General features: G+C 37.8%; 17 protein-coding genes, 1 pseudogene and 1 other annotated feature. Of the genes and pseudogenes, 14 read left to right on the top strand and 4 right to left on the bottom strand.

Annotated elements, in window-relative coordinates; translation table 11 throughout:
* Positions 1 to 21: 21 nt before the first annotated feature.
* Positions 22 to 675 carry a deoxynucleoside kinase gene (locus IGI64_RS01170; RefSeq protein ID WP_429940737.1) on the top strand — a complete coding sequence of 218 codons (654 nt, stop codon included), beginning with the start codon at positions 22 to 24 and terminating at the stop codon, positions 673 to 675.
* Positions 676 to 765: 90 nt separating this feature from the next.
* Here the strand turns inward: IGI64_RS01170 and IGI64_RS01175 are convergent, their stop codons facing one another.
* A complete protein-coding gene (locus tag IGI64_RS01175) occupies positions 766 to 1,362 on the bottom strand; it encodes a hypothetical protein (RefSeq protein WP_429939209.1) in 597 nt (198 codons plus the stop codon).
* Positions 1,363 to 1,644: 282 nt separating this feature from the next.
* Entirely contained in the window at positions 1,645 to 2,277 is a 633-nt protein-coding gene (locus IGI64_RS01180; RefSeq protein ID WP_429939210.1) for a pentapeptide repeat-containing protein, read from the bottom strand.
* 94 nt (positions 2,278 to 2,371) lie between these two features.
* Positions 2,372 to 2,496: a sequence feature (ribosomal protein L20 leader region), on the top strand.
* 65 nt (positions 2,497 to 2,561) lie between these two features.
* Between IGI64_RS01180 and infC the strand changes: the two genes are divergently transcribed.
* The 13 genes and pseudogenes from infC to IGI64_RS01245 all read left to right on the top strand — a co-directional run bounded on the left by infC (position 2,562) and on the right by IGI64_RS01245 (position 13,335).
* Positions 2,562 to 3,065, top strand: a complete 504-nt coding sequence (infC, locus tag IGI64_RS01185; protein WP_195742395.1) for a translation initiation factor IF-3 — start codon at positions 2,562 to 2,564, stop codon at positions 3,063 to 3,065.
* A 70-nt stretch (positions 3,066 to 3,135) separates the two neighbouring features.
* Positions 3,136 to 3,336, top strand: a complete 201-nt coding sequence (rpmI, locus tag IGI64_RS01190; protein ID WP_016623662.1) for a 50S ribosomal protein L35 — start codon at positions 3,136 to 3,138, stop codon at positions 3,334 to 3,336.
* Between the two features lie 53 nt (positions 3,337 to 3,389).
* Entirely contained in the window at positions 3,390 to 3,749 is a 360-nt protein-coding gene (rplT, locus tag IGI64_RS01195) for a 50S ribosomal protein L20 (RefSeq protein WP_016623661.1), read from the top strand.
* Between the two features lie 178 nt (positions 3,750 to 3,927).
* A complete protein-coding gene (locus IGI64_RS01200; RefSeq protein WP_429939211.1) occupies positions 3,928 to 4,269 on the top strand; it encodes a ribonuclease G in 342 nt (113 codons plus the stop codon).
* Between the two features lie 338 nt (positions 4,270 to 4,607).
* A complete protein-coding gene (locus IGI64_RS01205) occupies positions 4,608 to 4,940 on the top strand; it encodes a DUF7006 family protein (protein WP_429939212.1) in 333 nt (110 codons plus the stop codon).
* Positions 4,941 to 5,415: 475 nt separating this feature from the next.
* On the top strand, positions 5,416 to 6,609 hold the full coding sequence (locus IGI64_RS01210) for a glycine C-acetyltransferase (RefSeq protein WP_429939213.1): 1,194 nt from the start codon (positions 5,416 to 5,418) through the stop codon (positions 6,607 to 6,609).
* Between the two features lie 28 nt (positions 6,610 to 6,637).
* Positions 6,638 to 7,639 carry an NAD-dependent epimerase/dehydratase family protein gene (locus IGI64_RS01215; RefSeq protein WP_429939214.1) on the top strand — a complete coding sequence of 334 codons (1,002 nt, stop codon included), beginning with the start codon at positions 6,638 to 6,640 and terminating at the stop codon, positions 7,637 to 7,639.
* Between the two features lie 176 nt (positions 7,640 to 7,815).
* Positions 7,816 to 9,168: an APC family permease gene (locus IGI64_RS01220; protein ID WP_429939215.1), complete on the top strand. Its 1,353-nt coding sequence runs from the start codon at positions 7,816 to 7,818 to the stop codon at positions 9,166 to 9,168.
* Between the two features lie 289 nt (positions 9,169 to 9,457).
* A complete protein-coding gene (locus tag IGI64_RS01225) occupies positions 9,458 to 10,957 on the top strand; it encodes a helix-turn-helix domain-containing protein (protein ID WP_429939216.1) in 1,500 nt (499 codons plus the stop codon).
* Positions 10,958 to 11,071: 114 nt separating this feature from the next.
* Positions 11,072 to 11,587, top strand: a pseudogene (locus IGI64_RS01230) (lytic polysaccharide monooxygenase); the annotation flags it as partial.
* 39 nt (positions 11,588 to 11,626) lie between these two features.
* The gene (locus IGI64_RS01235) at positions 11,627 to 12,079 is read left to right on the top strand and encodes a MarR family winged helix-turn-helix transcriptional regulator (protein WP_429939217.1); all 453 of its coding nucleotides are present in this window, start codon (positions 11,627 to 11,629) and stop codon (positions 12,077 to 12,079) included.
* Between the two features lie 13 nt (positions 12,080 to 12,092).
* Positions 12,093 to 12,620: a GNAT family N-acetyltransferase gene (locus IGI64_RS01240; RefSeq protein ID WP_429939218.1), complete on the top strand. Its 528-nt coding sequence runs from the start codon at positions 12,093 to 12,095 to the stop codon at positions 12,618 to 12,620.
* A gap of 1 nt (position 12,621) precedes the next feature.
* On the top strand, positions 12,622 to 13,335 hold the full coding sequence (locus tag IGI64_RS01245) for a B3/B4 domain-containing protein (protein ID WP_429939219.1): 714 nt from the start codon (positions 12,622 to 12,624) through the stop codon (positions 13,333 to 13,335).
* 402 nt (positions 13,336 to 13,737) lie between these two features.
* On the opposite strand, the gene IGI64_RS01250 is transcribed toward IGI64_RS01245, so the two are convergent.
* Both IGI64_RS01250 and IGI64_RS01255 read right to left on the bottom strand, forming a co-directional pair.
* On the bottom strand, positions 13,738 to 15,495 hold the full coding sequence (locus tag IGI64_RS01250; protein ID WP_429940738.1) for an ABC transporter ATP-binding protein: 1,758 nt from the start codon (positions 15,493 to 15,495) through the stop codon (positions 13,738 to 13,740).
* A gap of 76 nt (positions 15,496 to 15,571) precedes the next feature.
* Entirely contained in the window at positions 15,572 to 16,357 is a 786-nt protein-coding gene (locus tag IGI64_RS01255; protein WP_016623633.1) for a MarR family winged helix-turn-helix transcriptional regulator, read from the bottom strand.
* Positions 16,358 to 16,731 lie beyond the last annotated feature (374 nt).

Consider the following 16,731-nt stretch of genomic DNA (forward strand, 5'->3'; position numbering starts at 1 on the left):
AGTGAGTTGGGGGAAGCAATCGTGATTGTTTTATCAGGAACTATTGGAGCAGGGAAGACAAGTTTGACGACAATGCTGGCGGAACATTTTGGTACGCAAGCATTTTATGAATCGATTGAAGAAAATGAGATTTTGCCATTATTTTATGAAAACCCGGAGCAGTACGCGTTTTTGCTGCAAATTTATTTCTTGAATCATCGTTTTGCTAGTATCAAACAAGCTGTACAAGAAGAAAACAATGTGATGGATCGTTCGATTTACGAAGATTCATTATTGTTCCATTTGAATGCAGATTTAGGCAGAGCAACCGCAGCAGAAGTGAATGTCTATGATGAGCTTCTAGGGAATATGATGGAAGAATTACCTTATGCTTCCCACAAAAAACATCCAGATCTTTTAGTTCATATCCGAGTCTCTTTTGAAACGATGCTGAGAAGAATTGAAAAACGCGGCCGTGAGTATGAACAATTTGCAGAAAATACAGCGTTGCGTGACTATTATCAAGAATTGCATGCACGTTATGACGACTGGTTTGAATCATATAATGAAAGTCCTAAAATGCTGATTGACGGCGATGTATATAATTTTGTGGAATGTCCAGAAGCGAAAACAGAAGTGCTGAAAATGATTGAAGAGAAATTAGCAGAAATCAAAGAAGAACAGCTTATCTCATAAAAACTGAAAACAAAAAAGAACGGAACAGCGGAGTAGGTCTGCTGTTTCGTTCTTTTTTTTTACAACACAAATGAGTGTTTTCTTTATCAATTAAAAAGGTACACTTGAATGATGGACATTGATTCTTAAGTTTCCATCCTCATCTTGGATATAACCAAAAGTATATTCGACTCGTACTTCTTCTTCAGTTTCACCAGAAGTAAAGTAGTAGATACCAGAAGCTACGGCATTGTCGCCGTTTAAGATCGTATCATGGTTTTCGAAGCGGACATCTGTCCAAGGCTCTAAAGCAAATCCTGTGTCTTCCTCGATATCTCCGCCGACAAAGTAAGACAAAGCATCTTCTCTAGTCGAACGGAAAGGAACTTCAGAAGCTTTTGTCGGCTTGAATAACACTGTACCGTAATCATAGTTGTACAAAGTATCCAATACATTTTCTGCTTCTTCTCGAGCGGCATCTTCGCTGATCAAACTCGCTTCTCCAATGGCAACGATGCTTTCAGCCCATTCTTCTTGTGCTGCTTCGACATCCAACTTAGTAATGGCCGGGGCAGCTTCTGGAGCATCAATAGACTCCGCTGTTTCGATCGTATCTTCTGTTGGTTCCTCAGCTGCTGCATTATTTGTGCATCCTGCTAATCCTACTGCAAAAAGTAAAACTGAACTTAATAAAATTTTCTTTAACAAAATATATCACTCTCCCTTAACTTTCATGCTAATGGATAACAATGTTATTTAAAATAGATACAAATGTTATTTAAAGTTTCAGTTTATTTTTTTAAAAGAAAAAAAAGAATCGTGGAAAAAGTGTGAGCTTATCAATAGAAAAGATAGAAAGATGGAGGGAAGGGGAAAATAAAATGCTATAATAATTTGTTATTCATAACCAGCGTGATTATTTTGGAAAAAACAAAAAAAGCACAAAATACACGTATCTTGTACTTTAAATGTTTTGTATCAACTGGGATTTTATTCTTGGATAACCAATCCTAAACTTTCAGCGATGGTCAATGCTTGTTCTTGGTTGACGATAAGGCCGGATAACTGCTCTTGCGACAACATGATCGAATGGAAATCATTGGTTGTCAAATCTAGATTCTTCAATGGTGTCCGCAGCCAGTTTGAACCAGACAGCTGGTTATTTTGCAAAGAGAGATGCTGCCATTTGGTTTCATAAAATTCTGTGTTTTCTAATTGGCAGTTCTCAAAAGCAACCACTTTAAGATCTGTATTACTGAAAGAAGCCATTGAAGCAACACAATCAATAAATTGACAGTCGCGCAAATAACTTTCAGAAAAATTTGTTCCAATAAGTTTACATTGTTTGAACGTCACTTGGCGAAAACTGCCGCTCAGCCATTCCAAATTGGAGAAATCACAATTTTCAAATAGAACATTGCTGCATTCGACGTTTGTCAGTACTGATTTTTGCATGACCAGTTTAGAGACATGGCTTTCACTGATCCGCAAATTATCAGCGGTCAAGTAACTTTGATCACCGTCTTGGATGTCGAGACCAACGAAATCAGCTTCATCTTCAAGATAGAAATCACCAGCAGCTAAAGAAGGAAGCATGGGAGAGATAGGTATTTTTTTCTTCATAAGAACCGTCCTTTTTTCTTCGATTATATCAAAGACAAGCTTTAAATACTTTATTGACAAGGTAATAGAAAAATGGTAAGATAGCAGAGTTGAGAAATAAAAGCAGAAGCACCCGCTTCTCGCCTTAGTTGAGAAAATCACTGGGCTAGATAGTTTTTACTTGTTTTACAGGTAAAGTACGTGCGGGTTCTATAGAGGAACTCGTTTTTTTTATGGCCGATTATTCGGTACGCTTTTCTTTCTCTCAAAATATTTGGAGGTGAACGACCATAGCAAAGGATATGATGGTAAACGACGGCATTCGTGCACGTGAGTTACGATTGATCGGTTCAGATGGCGAGCAATTAGGAGTTAAAACAAAAGCCGAATCTCTAAAAATCGCTGAACAAGCGAATTTGGATCTAGTTTTAGTTGCTCCAGGAGCTAAGCCACCGGTTGCGCGAATCATGGATTACGGTAAATTCCGTTTTGAACAACAGAAAAAAGAACGTGAAGCGCGTAAGAAACAAAAAGTGATCAACGTAAAAGAAGTTCGTTTGAGTCCGACGATCGACGTCAATGACTTCAACACAAAGCTTCGTAATGCACGTAAGTTCTTAGAAAAAGGGGACAAAGTGAAAGCTTCGATCCGTTTCAAAGGCCGTGCCATTACCCATAAAGAAATTGGTCAGAAAGTCTTGACTCGCCTAGCTGAAGAAACTGCGGATATTGCCACAGTGGAACAAAAAGCGAAGATGGACGGACGCAGCATGTTCATGACGCTGGCACCGAAAAGCGATAATAAGTAATTCGAATGACTGGCTGGCTGTTGAACAGTCAATAGTCGGATAACGAAAGATTTTGAGGAGGAAATTAGACATGCCAAAACAAAAAACACACCGCGGATCAGCAAAACGCTTCAAACGTACCGGTAAAGGCGGATTGAAAAGATTCCGTGCGTTTACAAGTCACCGTTTCCACGGCAAAACTAAAAAACAACGCCGTCAATTGCGTAAAGCAAGCATGGTTGCTAAAGGCGATTACAAACGTATCCGTCAACAATTAGCAGGAATGAAATAAAAAAACGCAAAAAAATAATTTCAAGAAGAAGATTTATTTAGGAGGAATTAAACATGGCACGTGTTAAAGGTGGAACAGTAACTCGTAAACGTCGTAAAAAAGTGCTTAAATTAGCAAAAGGTTACTACGGTTCAAAACACACTCTATTTAAAACAGCAAAAGAACAAGTAATGAATTCATACAACTACGCATACCGCGATCGTCGTCAGAAAAAACGCGACTTCCGTAAATTGTGGATTGCACGTATCAACGCTGCAGCTCGTATGAATGGCTTAAGCTACTCAAAATTGATGCACGGCTTGAAATTAGCTGAAATCGACATCAACCGTAAAATGTTAGCTGACCTAGCTGTAAACGATGCAGCTGCATTTACTGCATTGGCTGACCAAGCTAAAGACGCTTTAGCTAAATAATCAAACAACCGTTTACCCCCGCTTGAAGAAGCGGGGGTTTTTGTGTTTTCTAGAGATTATGTGTTTTTCCGCAAAACACTTTTACTCACATAAATCTTCCCCATTTTTTCTATAGAAGATTAGCCGCTTTTAATGTTGGTTTGATAAAATAATCTTTATAGAAAGGAGCGTGAAGCTGATGGAGGAACAATCAATGGAATTCATCCCGCAAGAAATAAAAGGTTGGAATTGGGGTGCATTTATGTACAATATCGTGTGGGGAATCGGAAACAAATCATATCTGCCGCTTTTTTGTTTGATCCCGATTTTTAACATCGTATGGGTTTTTGTATGCGGATTCAAAGGGAACGAATGGGCATGGCAAAAAGGGGACTATCAAGATATCGAAACATTTTTAGCTGTACAAAAAACCTGGAATCGTGCAGGATTTGTGGCATTTATTATAACAATAGCCGTTTTGATACTGTATCTCGTAGTTTTTTTCTTGTTGGTAAGCTCAATAATAAATCAGTTGGATTAAGTAAAAAAAGCGAATTGGAATGTTGATTTGGAGAATCTCTGCTTTTTGATGAGTAAATCAAGAAATAGGGATTTTTTTATTTGAAGTTTATATATTCTATAACGAAATAGTTATTTTTTATAAGGGATAATTCTGGGTAAATGTACGCTTGTATTGATATAAAACGAGTTATTTAAATGGTTTCGCATAATAGTACCACTTGTCTGTTTAAGAAAAAGTATTTTTTACATAACATTTTTATTATTTGTGTTACTCTATGATAAGGTTTTCATGTATACTAGTAATAAATGACAGCTTATCGTCAAAAAATTTCTTATTAGTAATTCAAAGGAGTAACTATGTGTTATTTATGGAACTATGTACTGACAGAGAAATATGAAATGCAAGTGGACCAAGTGTTTGAAAAGTATTATTCTGATTTAGCAGAGCGTGCAGAAAAGCTCATTTCGGCGATTTCCAGTGATTCTTTTCGGGATATCCTGCAAGAGCTTCACGGAATCGAGGAACGTTGCCGATTACTGCTGTTTTATTTGGATCACCCAGATTTGTGGAAACATTCGTCTTCTGAACAAGTGATCGATACGATCGAAGAAGAGTACAAGCAATCTTATCTGGAAAATCTGATGCACGTAGACGAAAAAATTGGTACATCTCTTTTGACATTGATTTAAAAATTTATAATTGAAAAGCCGAAAATGGATAAACAATCTGTTTTCGGCTTTTTCTTCATGAAACCATTTTAATTTAAGAAAACTCTAAATGAAAAAACGACATAATTGATTTTTTTTGGTATAGACAGATTGTAAAAATGTTTTTTGATAAAAATTGTGTCTTTTTGAACAAGCGAAAAAACATTCGATTTTGAAAACAGCAAGTAAAAAAGAAGAATATCTTGTTGTTTCAAAATTGCTTGTGAAAAAATAGATAATAAAAAAATACGCGATTCGGTAAGCGATTTCTTTGTTAGGCTGATTTCGTATATGTTATTAAAAAAATCCAATTAAAAAGTAATGGTTGATTATTATAATTTAAAAAGATGTTAAATCAATTTATTGTAAGCGTTATCATTAATCGGTAGACTAATTATGTAAAGAGCGATTTTGAATTATGAGTATAAAATAGCATGGAAAAAGAGAGGGAGAGAGTATGAGCTCGAAAGTACTGGATCAATTTTTAGAAGAAAACTTGAAAGATTTAAAAGAAAAAGGCTTATTCAACACCATCGATGTATTAGAAGGCAGTAATGGTCCAATGATTACAGTAGAAGGCCAAGAATTGATTAACCTAGCTTCGAACAATTATCTAGGATTTGCAACACGTCCTGAATTGATCGAAGCAGATATTCAAGCAACAAAAAAATATGGTGTGGGTGCAGGAGCGGTGCGAACAATCAATGGAACGTTATCCATCCACCAAGAATTAGAAGAGAAAATCGCTGAATTTAAAGGAACGGAAGCTGCGATTGTTTTCCAATCTGGTTTCAACTGTAATATGGGTGCGATTTCCGCAGTGATGAAAAAAGGAGATGCTATTTTATCCGATGAACTCAACCATGCCTCGATTATTGACGGCTGCCGCTTATCTGGCGCGAAAATCATTCGGGTCAAGCACCAAGATATGACAGATTTAGAAGCAAAGGCGAAAGAAGCAGCCGAAAGCGGTGAATACAACAAAATCATGTATATCACAGATGGTGTTTTTTCAATGGACGGAGATGTAGCGAAAGTCCCTGAAATCGTCGAAATCTGTGAAAAATACAATGTCATTACGTATGTCGACGATGCTCACGGAACTGGCGTGATGGGGAAAGGTGCAGGAACGGTCAAACATTTTGGCATGCAAAAGCATATTGATTTTCAAATGGGGACACTTTCTAAAGGAATTGGTGTGGTCGGCGGCTATGTTGCTGGAACAAACGAATTGATCACATGGCTGAAATCTCAAGCGCGGCCGTTTTTATTTTCTACTTCATTGATCCCAGGAGCAGCCGGCGCGTGCATCAAAGCAATCGAACTGATTCAGGAACATCCAGAATATGTCGAAAAACTGTGGGACAATGCAATGTATTTCAAAGATGAATTAAAACGGATTGGCTATGATATTGGGCATTCTGAAACGCCGATTACACCAGTGATTGTTGGTGACGAGAAACTAGCACAAAAATTTTCTAAAAAATTGATCGAGAATGGCGTATACGCAAAACCAATCGTTTATCCAACTGTACCGCTTGGAACCGGGCGTGTGCGAAATATGCCAAATGCGGGCCATACAAAAGAAATGTTAGCTGATGCAGTGAAAGTATATGAAAAAGTAGGGAAAGAATTAGGGATCATCAAATAAACAATCAATTGAGAAGGGAAGAAAACACATGAAAAAAGTATTGATCACAGGTGCATTAGGACAAATTGGTTCAGAATTGACAGAACGTCTTCGCAAAGACCTGGGTGCAGAAAATGTTATTTCTACAGATATTCGAACGGTATCTGGGAGTCCAGTCGTAGAAAATGGCCAGTTTGAAGAGTTGGATGTCACCGACCACGAAAAGTTTTTAGAAATTGCACAACGCTACCAAGTCGATACGATTATTCACTTAGCAGCTCTGTTATCTGCGACTGCAGAAAAACGTCCAGCTTTTGCTTGGCAGCTGAATATGACTGGTTTGATGAATGCGTTGGAAATTGCTCGGGAAATCGGACCAAAAACGAAATTCTTTGCTCCGTCGTCGATTGCGGCTTATGGGCCAGATGCTGAGCCGGACAATACACCGCAAGACACCGTCATGCACCCAACGACGATGTATGGTGTTACCAAAGTTGCTGGTGAATTACTAGCAGACTATTACCACACGAAATACGATGTCGATACTCGATCTGTGCGCTTTCCTGGATTGATTTCCTACAAAGTTGAACCTGGCGGCGGCACGACTGATTATGCAGTGGATATTTACTATGAAGCCTTGAAACAGAAATCTTATACTTCATTTATTGATTCAGGCACTTATATGGATATGATGTACATGGATGATGCAATCGATGCGGTTGTTCAGTTGATGAACGCAGATCCAGAATGTTTGAAACATCGGAATGGTTTCAATATCACAGCGATGTCATTTGATCCGGAACAAATCGCAGCTTCGATCCGTCGCCGCATCCCGGATTTTGAGCTGAGACATGATGTTGATCCTGCTCGTCAAAAAATTGCGGAATCTTGGCCAAATGCAATTGATGATAGTGATGCGCGAAATGAATGGGGATTTTCGCCTTGTTTTGATTTGGATAAAATGACCGATGAGATGTTGGAAAAATTATCTAAAAAATTTGAAAAAGAAGGTATAGAAACGGCAATTTCTATTGATACTGTCATCTCTTGAGTAATAAATAACAATAGTAGAATGAGAGGAAGATAAAAAAAGCGGAAATGTAGGGCATTTAGCATTTCCCTTTTTCCTCCTTCATATTAAAATAGATTTCAAGCTGCCAAGCAGTTTGGATTTTATTTGAAAAAAATCAAAGGAAAGAAGGTCGACACTTCAGAATAGGAGGAAATATGGTGGAAAACCAGCAAAACGAAGTAAAATTACACGAAGGTGATTTAAAACGGACGATGACGTTTTTTCCAGCACTTTCAACGGTTATGGGAACAGTCATCGGAGCAGGTGTATTCTTTAAAGCGGCAAGCGTCGCAGAAGTAACGGGTTCAGCAAGCTTGCATCTGTTTTCTTGGTTTTTAGGCGGCTTGATCAGTGTCTGTGCAGGGCTGACAGCGGCGGAATTAGCAGCAGCGATTCCTGAAACAGGCGGGATGCTGCGTTATATCGAACGTTCTTACGGTGAATTCTGGAGTTTCTTGCTTGGCTGGGCACAAGTAATTATTTATTTTCCAGCAAATGTCGCGGCATTATCTATTATTTTTGGTACACAATTCAAGAATTTATTCGACTTGCCGAATGAAACGATTATCCCGATAGCAGTTCTTGCAGCATTTACGATCATGCTGATCAACTTTTTAGGCTCAAAAGCCAGCGGGATGTTCCAATCAATCACGTTGGTCTGTAAACTTGTTCCATTAGCGCTGATCGTTATTTTTGGACTTTTGCGTGAAGGGGATGTAGCAGTGAGTCTTTTCCCAGTTGAAGCTGGATCGCATGTTGGCGGATTTTGGGCAGCATTAGGAGCAGGTTTGTTATCAACAATGTTTGCTTATGACGGCTGGATCCACGTTGGGAATATTGCAGGAGAACTGAAAAAACCTGCACGAGATCTTCCTAAAGCAATCGCAGGCGGGATTTTGGGAATCATGGTAGTTTACTTATTCGTCCAATTTGCCTTTTTACGCACACTGGATATTTCTCAATTAAGCGGTAATGAGAATGCAGCGATGGAAGTAGCTGGCAAGATTTTTGGCGGCATCGGTGGTAAATTAGTAACAATCGGTATCTTGGTTTCTGTTTATGGTACAATCAACGGCTATACGATGACCGGGATGCGTCTTCCTTATTCGATGGGCTTAGAAAAACAATTACCTTTCTCTGATAAACTTGCAAAGTTGAACAAAAACAAAGTTCCGTATATTGCAGGTATTTTAGAGTTGGCTATTGCCATTGTCATGATGATGATCGGTGGTTTCGATATGCTGACAGATATGCTGATTTTTGTTATTTGGATTTTCTATACATTGGTTTTTGCAGCAGTGATCAAATTACGTAAAACAGAGCCAGATTTGGAACGGCCATATCGTGTGCCTTTCTATCCGGTTATTCCAATCATTGCGATTTTAGGTGGGATCTTTATCTTAGCGATGACTCTGATCAATCAATTCCAATTGGCGATGACAGGAATCTTGTTAACGTTGATAGGCATACCGTTTTATCTATATATGAAAAAGAAATATAATCAATAGAATAAAAAGAATCCAGAACTGTTTTTTACAAATTGTTAAAACAGTTCTGGATTCTTTTTGCGTTCAATTTAGGATAAATCAGCAGTAATATTTTTTATTGAGGCTGACAAAAAGCAAAGTATATGGAATACACTTTCCCTCTTGCAGTTAGTTATTATATAAAATAAAATTATTATAAATAAGGAGGTTGGATGCTTTTATATCAATATTTTATATTAGTTTTCTGTTTTTATTATTTTTATATTAGTTATTTTGGTCATAATAATCGTAGGAAGTGAAGGGCAAGTATATGAGAAGAATATTAAACAAAGTAGACCAGCGGCACTTAAGATTATTGGAAATACTCTGGGGACATGGATGGAAACGTATCACTGAAACAGCAAAGATACTTAAAGTAACGGAACGTACCCTTAAAAAGGATATCCAAGTAATCAATGATTTTATACAACCTCTATACTTGGAGACTACAGATAAGGCAGAAATATACTTACATACACAACCAGAACAAGGAAAAAGCTATGTATATGCGAAAATATTGGCGAAAAGTTGGGAGTTTTCTCTAATTGAATATTCTTTTTTAAAAGACTTCTCAGATTTGTATGACTTTTGTGAAATGAATTTCTTTTCTGAAGAAACAACGAGAAAAAGAATGCGCAGATTAAATATGGTGCTAAAAGAAAAAGGATTTTCTTTTGATACTTCGGGACATCTGATTGGATCAGAGCACACGTTAAGGAATTTTATGGCCCAATTTATGATAGAAAAATATGAACATGTTTTTTATGTATGTGACAGAAAACAGATGAATCTAATCAATGAACTTGTTGATTATTTTTTATTGAAAAATCTCCCTAAAATAGATGCCTCCTTTTTTTACTATGGCGAATTGAATCGTCTGAAAATGAGTATCTATTTGTCAATCAAACGAATCCAGCTAGGACATTATATTGCGCAAAAAACTGTGAACGAAAAGAAACAAATAGATATAGTAGTTGAAAAAAACTTAGCAAAAAAATTTGAAGAACAGTTCCACATACCTCTGACCGATAACAATATTCAGGATTTGTTTTATCTAGCTATCGAACAATTGCAAGTCAGCAGTTTTGAAGATTTGCTGCTTGTAACAGAAAAAAGTAAAAAAGGACAAAATCTGCTGAATCGCTTGTTAGATTTGATCCATGAACTAGAAGAGGTTTTTGAAATCGCATGCACGAATAAAGAACAGCTGTTGATTAAACTATACCGAGTATTATCTATCAGCGGACCATACTATATTATTTACGACAAAATCCAGGATTTCTTTGTTGGGATTTCTTCTGAATGTAATTTTGTCGTTGATTTTTTAGAACAGAAAATTGAAAAGCAGCTCCTAGATGGGAAAAATGATTCCCAATTGACACATCAAATCATCTTCGAATTATTGACAAGCTGGAATGGCTTGCTCGAGCAAATCAAAAGTTTCATGCCGAAAATCCGGGCATGTTTATTCTTAGATTCTACTAAAGAACATGCCGAATTCTTAAAAGATAAATTAGGACATCATCTTCACCCGCGCTTCGTTTTTGAAATTGCCAATGTGACGATGACAGAAAATCTGATAGAAAATGCAAGCAATTATGATTGCATATTGACCAATGTATCTTGTTTAAAACTCTCAAATATACCAGTTATTTCCATATCTAATTATGTGAATGCAGCTGAACTTGATTTATTACTCAAATTTTACGAGAACAATGTAACGACATGGGACAAGATTTCCCCTGAAAGTATCAATAATGATCATATTTAGGTAAAAAAATTCCATTTTTTGGAAATTTTATGCCTTTTAAGCGCTTTACTGGTGTTCTATATTATAAGTGTAATGTTATTAAAATAATTTTAAAGTAGAAAAGGGGAGTTTAAGATGTTTTTGAGTAAAAAAAAGGTAAGTGCAGTGTTATTAACAGTTGGTATTGCCGGAGCATTTTTTATGAATGGAGATGTTGCTGATGCGCATGGGTACGTTGAAGCTCCAGCAAGCCGCGGTTACCAAGGTTCGCTGGATAAAGAATCTTCCATTTTAGGATATGATAAAGCCTTCGAACTTTATGGAGCGGTCATCAATAATCCTCAATCATTAGAGGCACGCAAAGGATTTCCTGAAGCGGGACCTGCTGATGGGAAAATTGCTTCAGCAGAAGGCGGACTTGGTCAAATCAATGACTTTGTTCTAGATAATCAAACAGCAGATCGTTGGAAAAAACAAGATATCAAAACGGGTCCTTTAAGTGTTACTTGGCATTATACGGCTGCTCACAGTACAACAAAATGGCACTACTACATGACTAAACCAGGATGGGATCCAAATAAACCACTTGTCCGCAGTGAATTTGAAGAAATCGGCGTAATTAATCATGACGGCTCAGCAGCATCGAATACTATTCTTTAAATGTTGCAAATGCAACAAAAAGGAGAAGCGATGACAGAAGTACTTAGAGATATCGGTGTGATTTCTAGAGCCCTGGATTCAATTGCCAATATCGAGTTCAAAGACTTGGACTTGACGCGAGGACAATATTTGTACCTCGTTCGCATCAAAGAAAATCCTGGGATCATCCCAGACCACTTGGCAGAAATGATCAAAGTCGATCGTACAACGGCCTCTCGAGCAATCCAAAAGTTGGAGAAAAATGGTTTTATTGAAAAAAAGAATGACCAAACGAACAAAAAAATCAAACGGCTGTATGTTACGGAAAAAGGTGCAGAAGGTGCGGCATTTATTCTTAGAGAAAATGAGTATTCCAATCGCACCGCATTGCAAGATTTTACTACAGAAGAAGCAGAAGAATTTTCGAGATTATTGAAAAAAATGAAAAGAAACGTTGAAAAAGATTGGAACTACATCAAGGATGGCAACAAACGGATTTATTAAAGGGGATGGAAAGATGTCGAAAGAATTGATTCGTTGTGAAGCACAAGATCTTTTCGCGCTGCAAGAATTGAGTATCGAGACCTTCAAAGAGACTTTTGCTGCACAGAATCAGGCAGAAAATCTGAATGATTACTTGAAACGAGCATTTACTTTAGAAAAGCTTGAAGCAGAATTGAACGATCCAGAATCGTTTTTCTACTTTTTGAAAAAAGACAGCCAAACTGCTGGTTATTTGAAATTGAATATTGGCGCGGCGCAAAGTGAAGAACAAGGGACAGATGCCTTGGAAATTGAACGGATCTATCTCAAAAAAGCGTATCAGAGGATGGGTCTGGGAGAATATTTAATAAAAGAATCAGAAGAAAAAGCAAAACAATTGCAGAAAAAAAGAGTTTGGCTTGGCGTCTGGGAGGAAAATAGCCCAGCACGCTCCTTTTATGAAAAGATGGGTTATCATGCATTTTCCGCCCATACTTTTATGATGGGAACAGATAAGCAAACGGATATATTGTTAGAAAAAAAGATAAGAGGAGCCATTTAAAATGAAAAAATTTATTGTTGATCCAGAATTTTGGGAGCTATTTCCCGAAGCAGCCATCCATGTATTGGTTGTTGAAAATATTGATAACAAAGCTGACACAGAAAAAGAAGCAGCGTACACTGAATTATTAGCGCAGGGGAAAAAGGAAGCACAAAAATTTTTAGGTGAAGAAACCTTTAGTCAAAATCCTGTCATTGAGCAATGGCGAAATGCGTTCAGCCAATTCAAAACGAAGAAAGGTGCCCGTTCTTCAATCGAAGCATTATTGAAAAGAGTCAGCCAAGACCGCGATTTTTATCCAATCAATCCGTTGGTAGATATATATAACAGTGTATCTATGAAATACGCAGTTCCTTGCGGGGGCGAAGATTTAGAAGCAATCAGCGGCGATTTACATTTAGGAAAAGCAGCTGGCGGAGAATCATTCTTTCCATTGGGTGCCGAAACAGATGCACCAGCACTTCCAGAAGAAATCATTTACTTTGATGATGAAGGAGCAGTGTGCCGATGCTTGAACTGGCGGGAAGCACAACGAACAATGCTTCAAGAAACAACGAAACAAGCAGTCTTAGTCATTGAGGCAGTTAACGAAGAACAAGATCAACGTGCTGCGCAAGCTATGCAAGAATTAAAAGAATTGATTGTACAACATCTAGGTGTTGAAGGGAAAAGTTATACAGCGACAAAAGAAAATCCAGAAGTTCCTTTGGTATAAAAAGTGGTTGAATAGCTGATTTCTTAGATAGAACAAAAAAGCAGCAAAACATGAAAAATGTTTTGCTGCTTTTAGTGTTGGAGCGGTTCGTTTATAACCTCCCACTAAACGGTGTTTTCTCAGTTGTTCCTCGACATTAAGCTTTCTGATTGAAAAATATGAGAAGCTATTTCCCAATCAGAAAGAGGGTTAATGCTGTGAAACACGAAGAATGGAATGATTCGATGTCTAATAGTACCTACTTGGTGTTCGGAACAGAACACTGAGAAAACGACCTCTCATTAAACGGTGTTCGAGAGCTAGCTCCTTAACGATAAGCTTTTATCAGAAAAAATGTGAAAAGCCATTTTCCCTGATAAAAGAGTCTTATCGCGTTGGAGCTGAACAGCTCTCTCACAACCTCTAATTAATAATCTGCTCACTTACATACTGCGCATAAAGCGGATGTTTTTGGATAAGCTCGCCATGCGTTCCGTTCCCGGTGATTTGCCCTTTTTCGATAAAATAGATTTGATCTGCATCAACGATCGTCGATAGGCGGTGCGCGATGACTAAGGTTGTGCGTCCTTCCATCAATTGTTCTAAAGCACGCTGCACTTTTTCTTCAGATTGGGAGTCCAGACTGGCTGTAGCTTCATCAAGCATCAAGATTTTTGGATCACGTAAAAATGCTCGAGCAATAGCAATTCGCTGTTTTTGTCCGCCAGATAACTTCACGCCGCGTTCGCCGATCTCTGTTTCTAATTGTTCAGGGAAATCTTTAACAAATGCATCTGCATAGGCTAAAGATAAGCCGTGCCAAAGTTCTTCGTCAGATAACGTACGATCAAGTCCATATTGCAGATTTTCACGGATGCTTCCAGCAAAAACTGCACTATCTTGAGAAACATAACCGATTTGTTTCCGCCAATTCGATAAGCGTATATCACGGATATCTTGACCGCCAATAGTTAGTTTTCCGCTAGTTGGCTGGTAAAAACGTTCCAGCAAAGCAAATATAGTCGATTTCCCGCCGCCGCTTGGTCCTGCAAAAGCAATGACAGAGTTGGGGGCTGCTTTGAAAGAAATATTTTGCAGTACAGGATGTTCTTCATCGTAACGGAAAGACACATTTTCAGCACTGATTTCTTGACCTGTGACATCAACTTCTTTGCCTTGATCAGCTAGTTCGATCTCTGTTTGCAAAATTTGTTCAATACGTTCGGTTGCTCCCATGGCTTTTGGCACTTGAGAGAAGAACATTGCAAGACTTGCTACCGGCATGATGATATTGAACAGGTACAAAAGAAAGGCAATCAACTCACCACTGGTTAATGAACCAGCTTGCACACGAACAGCGCCATAGCCTAATACTCCAACGAATAAACCAAGCATCGTCGTCATCATGATCGGCTGCAAAACAGCTTCGACTTTGGCATCTTTGACTCCTAGTGAAAAAATCCGATTTACAAGCGCATGACCATTTTCTGATTCGAATTTTTCACCGTTACTTGATTTGATCAAACGAATCTCTGATAGTTTTTCGCTGGCCTCGCCGTTAAAATCAGCGGTTGCTGCTTGAAGCTGTTTTCCTATTTTTGACATGATTTTACCAATTGGCATCATGATCAGTCCGATGATCGGTACCGATAAAAACATGATCGAAGCCATTTTCCAGTCCATGATGAACAAGATGATCATAGAACCGACTAATTGGATCGCGCCCGTGATGAAGTTTGGAAATTGCGAACTGACAAGGTCTTTGATAACTGTTGTGTCATTGACAAGGCGAGAACTGCTTTCGCCAGATTTGTGGTCGTCAAAATAACTGACAGGCAATTTCAATAAGTGGTTCCACAATCTTTCCCGTAATGTTTTTACAGCACTTTCGCCAACAAAACGCAGAAAATAGCTGCCAAGTGTTCCAAATCCTAGTTGAGCAGCAAATGCTAAGATAAGGACGATAAGCATTTTGCCATCGATTTTTGCTAACTGGCTAGTGTCGATCAGCCCTTTTGTTAATTGCGGGACGACCAAACTTGCACCGCTCGTGGCTAAACTAAGGAGCAAGCCTAAAGCGAAAAGCCCTTTTTTAGGATTGACGCTGTTAATCAATTTGATAAAGTCTTTTAATTTAAATGTTTTGGCTTTTGCCGTTTTGTCTGCTGCTGCAGGATTCATTTGTTCCAATTTTTTTCCTCCTAAGAGCTGCTAAGGCAGTCTTACACATAATTCTGAAAATAATGACCGTTTGGATTTAAAAATCTTTCCAGTCATCTTCAGTTGGTTCTTGATTTCTGTCTTTTGGATCATATCGGTCAGGTTTTTGTCCGCCTTCTTGCCAAAATGGAGGGAAGGGGCGAGAGCCGTTTGGTGGAAATCCGCCATGGTGGTTTCTTCCAAAACGATGCATATTACGGAATTCTTCTCTCATTTCTTTTTTGAGGTTCTTTCGATCTTCTCGAGACATGTTCCGCCAATTCTCATCCATCTTTCTTCGTATATTTTTCCGTTCTTCCCGCGACATGTTTCGCCAATCTTCACCGCGTTGTTCAAAAAATATTTGTCTAAGATCCTGCATTTGGCGCAAACGATCGATAGGATCTGCAAAACGTTCAGATTGCTGCTGGAATTTTGGGTCCCAGCCATCGATGATTTTTGTTAGAGAAGCTTGGAACTGCTCTTGTTCGTCCTTGTCGAGACCAGCAAAAAAGGCTTCGCTTTGCGTATGATTATTATATTCTGCTGCTTTTTCTTTGCCTTTTTCTGTTAGATAAACACGTTTGAGCCGTTTGTCTGTTTCGTCTTCTACACGATAGACTGTTTCATTCATTTCCATTTTTTTGATTAATTCTGCTAATGAACTTGGCCGAATATCAAGAATCTCTGCTAAATGGCTCTGAATCAATCCGTCTTCTTCTTTCAAAATGACCAATACTCGTTGCTGCCCAGAAAACTTTTCTTTTCTTTCCTGCATGAACATCTCGCTTGCCGCATGGACAAAGCGTAATTGTTTTAGTAAGTCGTCAGTAAATCTGCTCATAAAAATAGCCTCTTTCTTTTTTTGTTAGGTACCTAACTTGTTTCTTCGCTTTGCATTATAGTTCGGTACCGAACGAAATGTCAAATGTTTTTTATTTTTCTTGCTGCGAAAAATTAGTCAAGAATACTTTGTTTTTGGATAACATCGTTATTTAAAAACACTTTTTTTATTAATTTCAAAATAATACAAATTACATATTGACTATAGTTTATCAGTAAAATATAATTTAGTTAATTTGGATTTAATATTTTGTTCCATTTTTTATTTTAAAAAGAAAAATAATAACACTTTTTTAAATAAAGATAGTTATAAATAAAGCTTTAAATAACAGGTTTTATAAAGAAATACCAGTTGATGTTGCTGTTATAAAAATT

This window comes from Enterococcus sp. DIV0210g (genome assembly GCF_050559705.1).
GTDB lineage: Bacteria > Bacillota > Bacilli > Lactobacillales > Enterococcaceae > Enterococcus_B > Enterococcus_B faecalis_A.

Excerpts from the sequence above, each read along its gene's own strand:
- IGI64_RS01235 (WP_429939217.1), top strand. The coding sequence starts at position 11,627 with ATGACAGAAGTACTTAGAGATATCGGTGTGATTTCTAGAGCCCTGGAT.
- IGI64_RS01250 (WP_429940738.1), bottom strand. The coding sequence starts at position 15,495 with ATGAATCCTGCAGCAGCAGACAAAACGGCAAAAGCCAAAACATTTAAA.
- IGI64_RS01215 (WP_429939214.1), top strand. The coding sequence starts at position 6,638 with ATGAAAAAAGTATTGATCACAGGTGCATTAGGACAAATTGGTTCAGAA.
- IGI64_RS01180 (WP_429939210.1), bottom strand. The coding sequence starts at position 2,277 with ATGAAGAAAAAAATACCTATCTCTCCCATGCTTCCTTCTTTAGCTGCT.
- IGI64_RS01240 (WP_429939218.1), top strand. The coding sequence starts at position 12,093 with ATGTCGAAAGAATTGATTCGTTGTGAAGCACAAGATCTTTTCGCGCTG.
- IGI64_RS01245 (WP_429939219.1), top strand. The coding sequence starts at position 12,622 with ATGAAAAAATTTATTGTTGATCCAGAATTTTGGGAGCTATTTCCCGAA.
- IGI64_RS01220 (WP_429939215.1), top strand. The coding sequence starts at position 7,816 with ATGGTGGAAAACCAGCAAAACGAAGTAAAATTACACGAAGGTGATTTA.
- infC (WP_195742395.1), top strand. The coding sequence starts at position 2,562 with ATGGTAAACGACGGCATTCGTGCACGTGAGTTACGATTGATCGGTTCA.
- IGI64_RS01210 (WP_429939213.1), top strand. The coding sequence starts at position 5,416 with ATGAGCTCGAAAGTACTGGATCAATTTTTAGAAGAAAACTTGAAAGAT.
- IGI64_RS01255 (WP_016623633.1), bottom strand. The coding sequence starts at position 16,357 with ATGAGCAGATTTACTGACGACTTACTAAAACAATTACGCTTTGTCCAT.
- IGI64_RS01205 (WP_429939212.1), top strand. The coding sequence starts at position 4,608 with ATGTGTTATTTATGGAACTATGTACTGACAGAGAAATATGAAATGCAA.
- rplT (WP_016623661.1), top strand. The coding sequence starts at position 3,390 with ATGGCACGTGTTAAAGGTGGAACAGTAACTCGTAAACGTCGTAAAAAA.
- IGI64_RS01225 (WP_429939216.1), top strand. The coding sequence starts at position 9,458 with ATGAGAAGAATATTAAACAAAGTAGACCAGCGGCACTTAAGATTATTG.
- IGI64_RS01200 (WP_429939211.1), top strand. The coding sequence starts at position 3,928 with ATGGAGGAACAATCAATGGAATTCATCCCGCAAGAAATAAAAGGTTGG.
- rpmI (WP_016623662.1), top strand. The coding sequence starts at position 3,136 with ATGCCAAAACAAAAAACACACCGCGGATCAGCAAAACGCTTCAAACGT.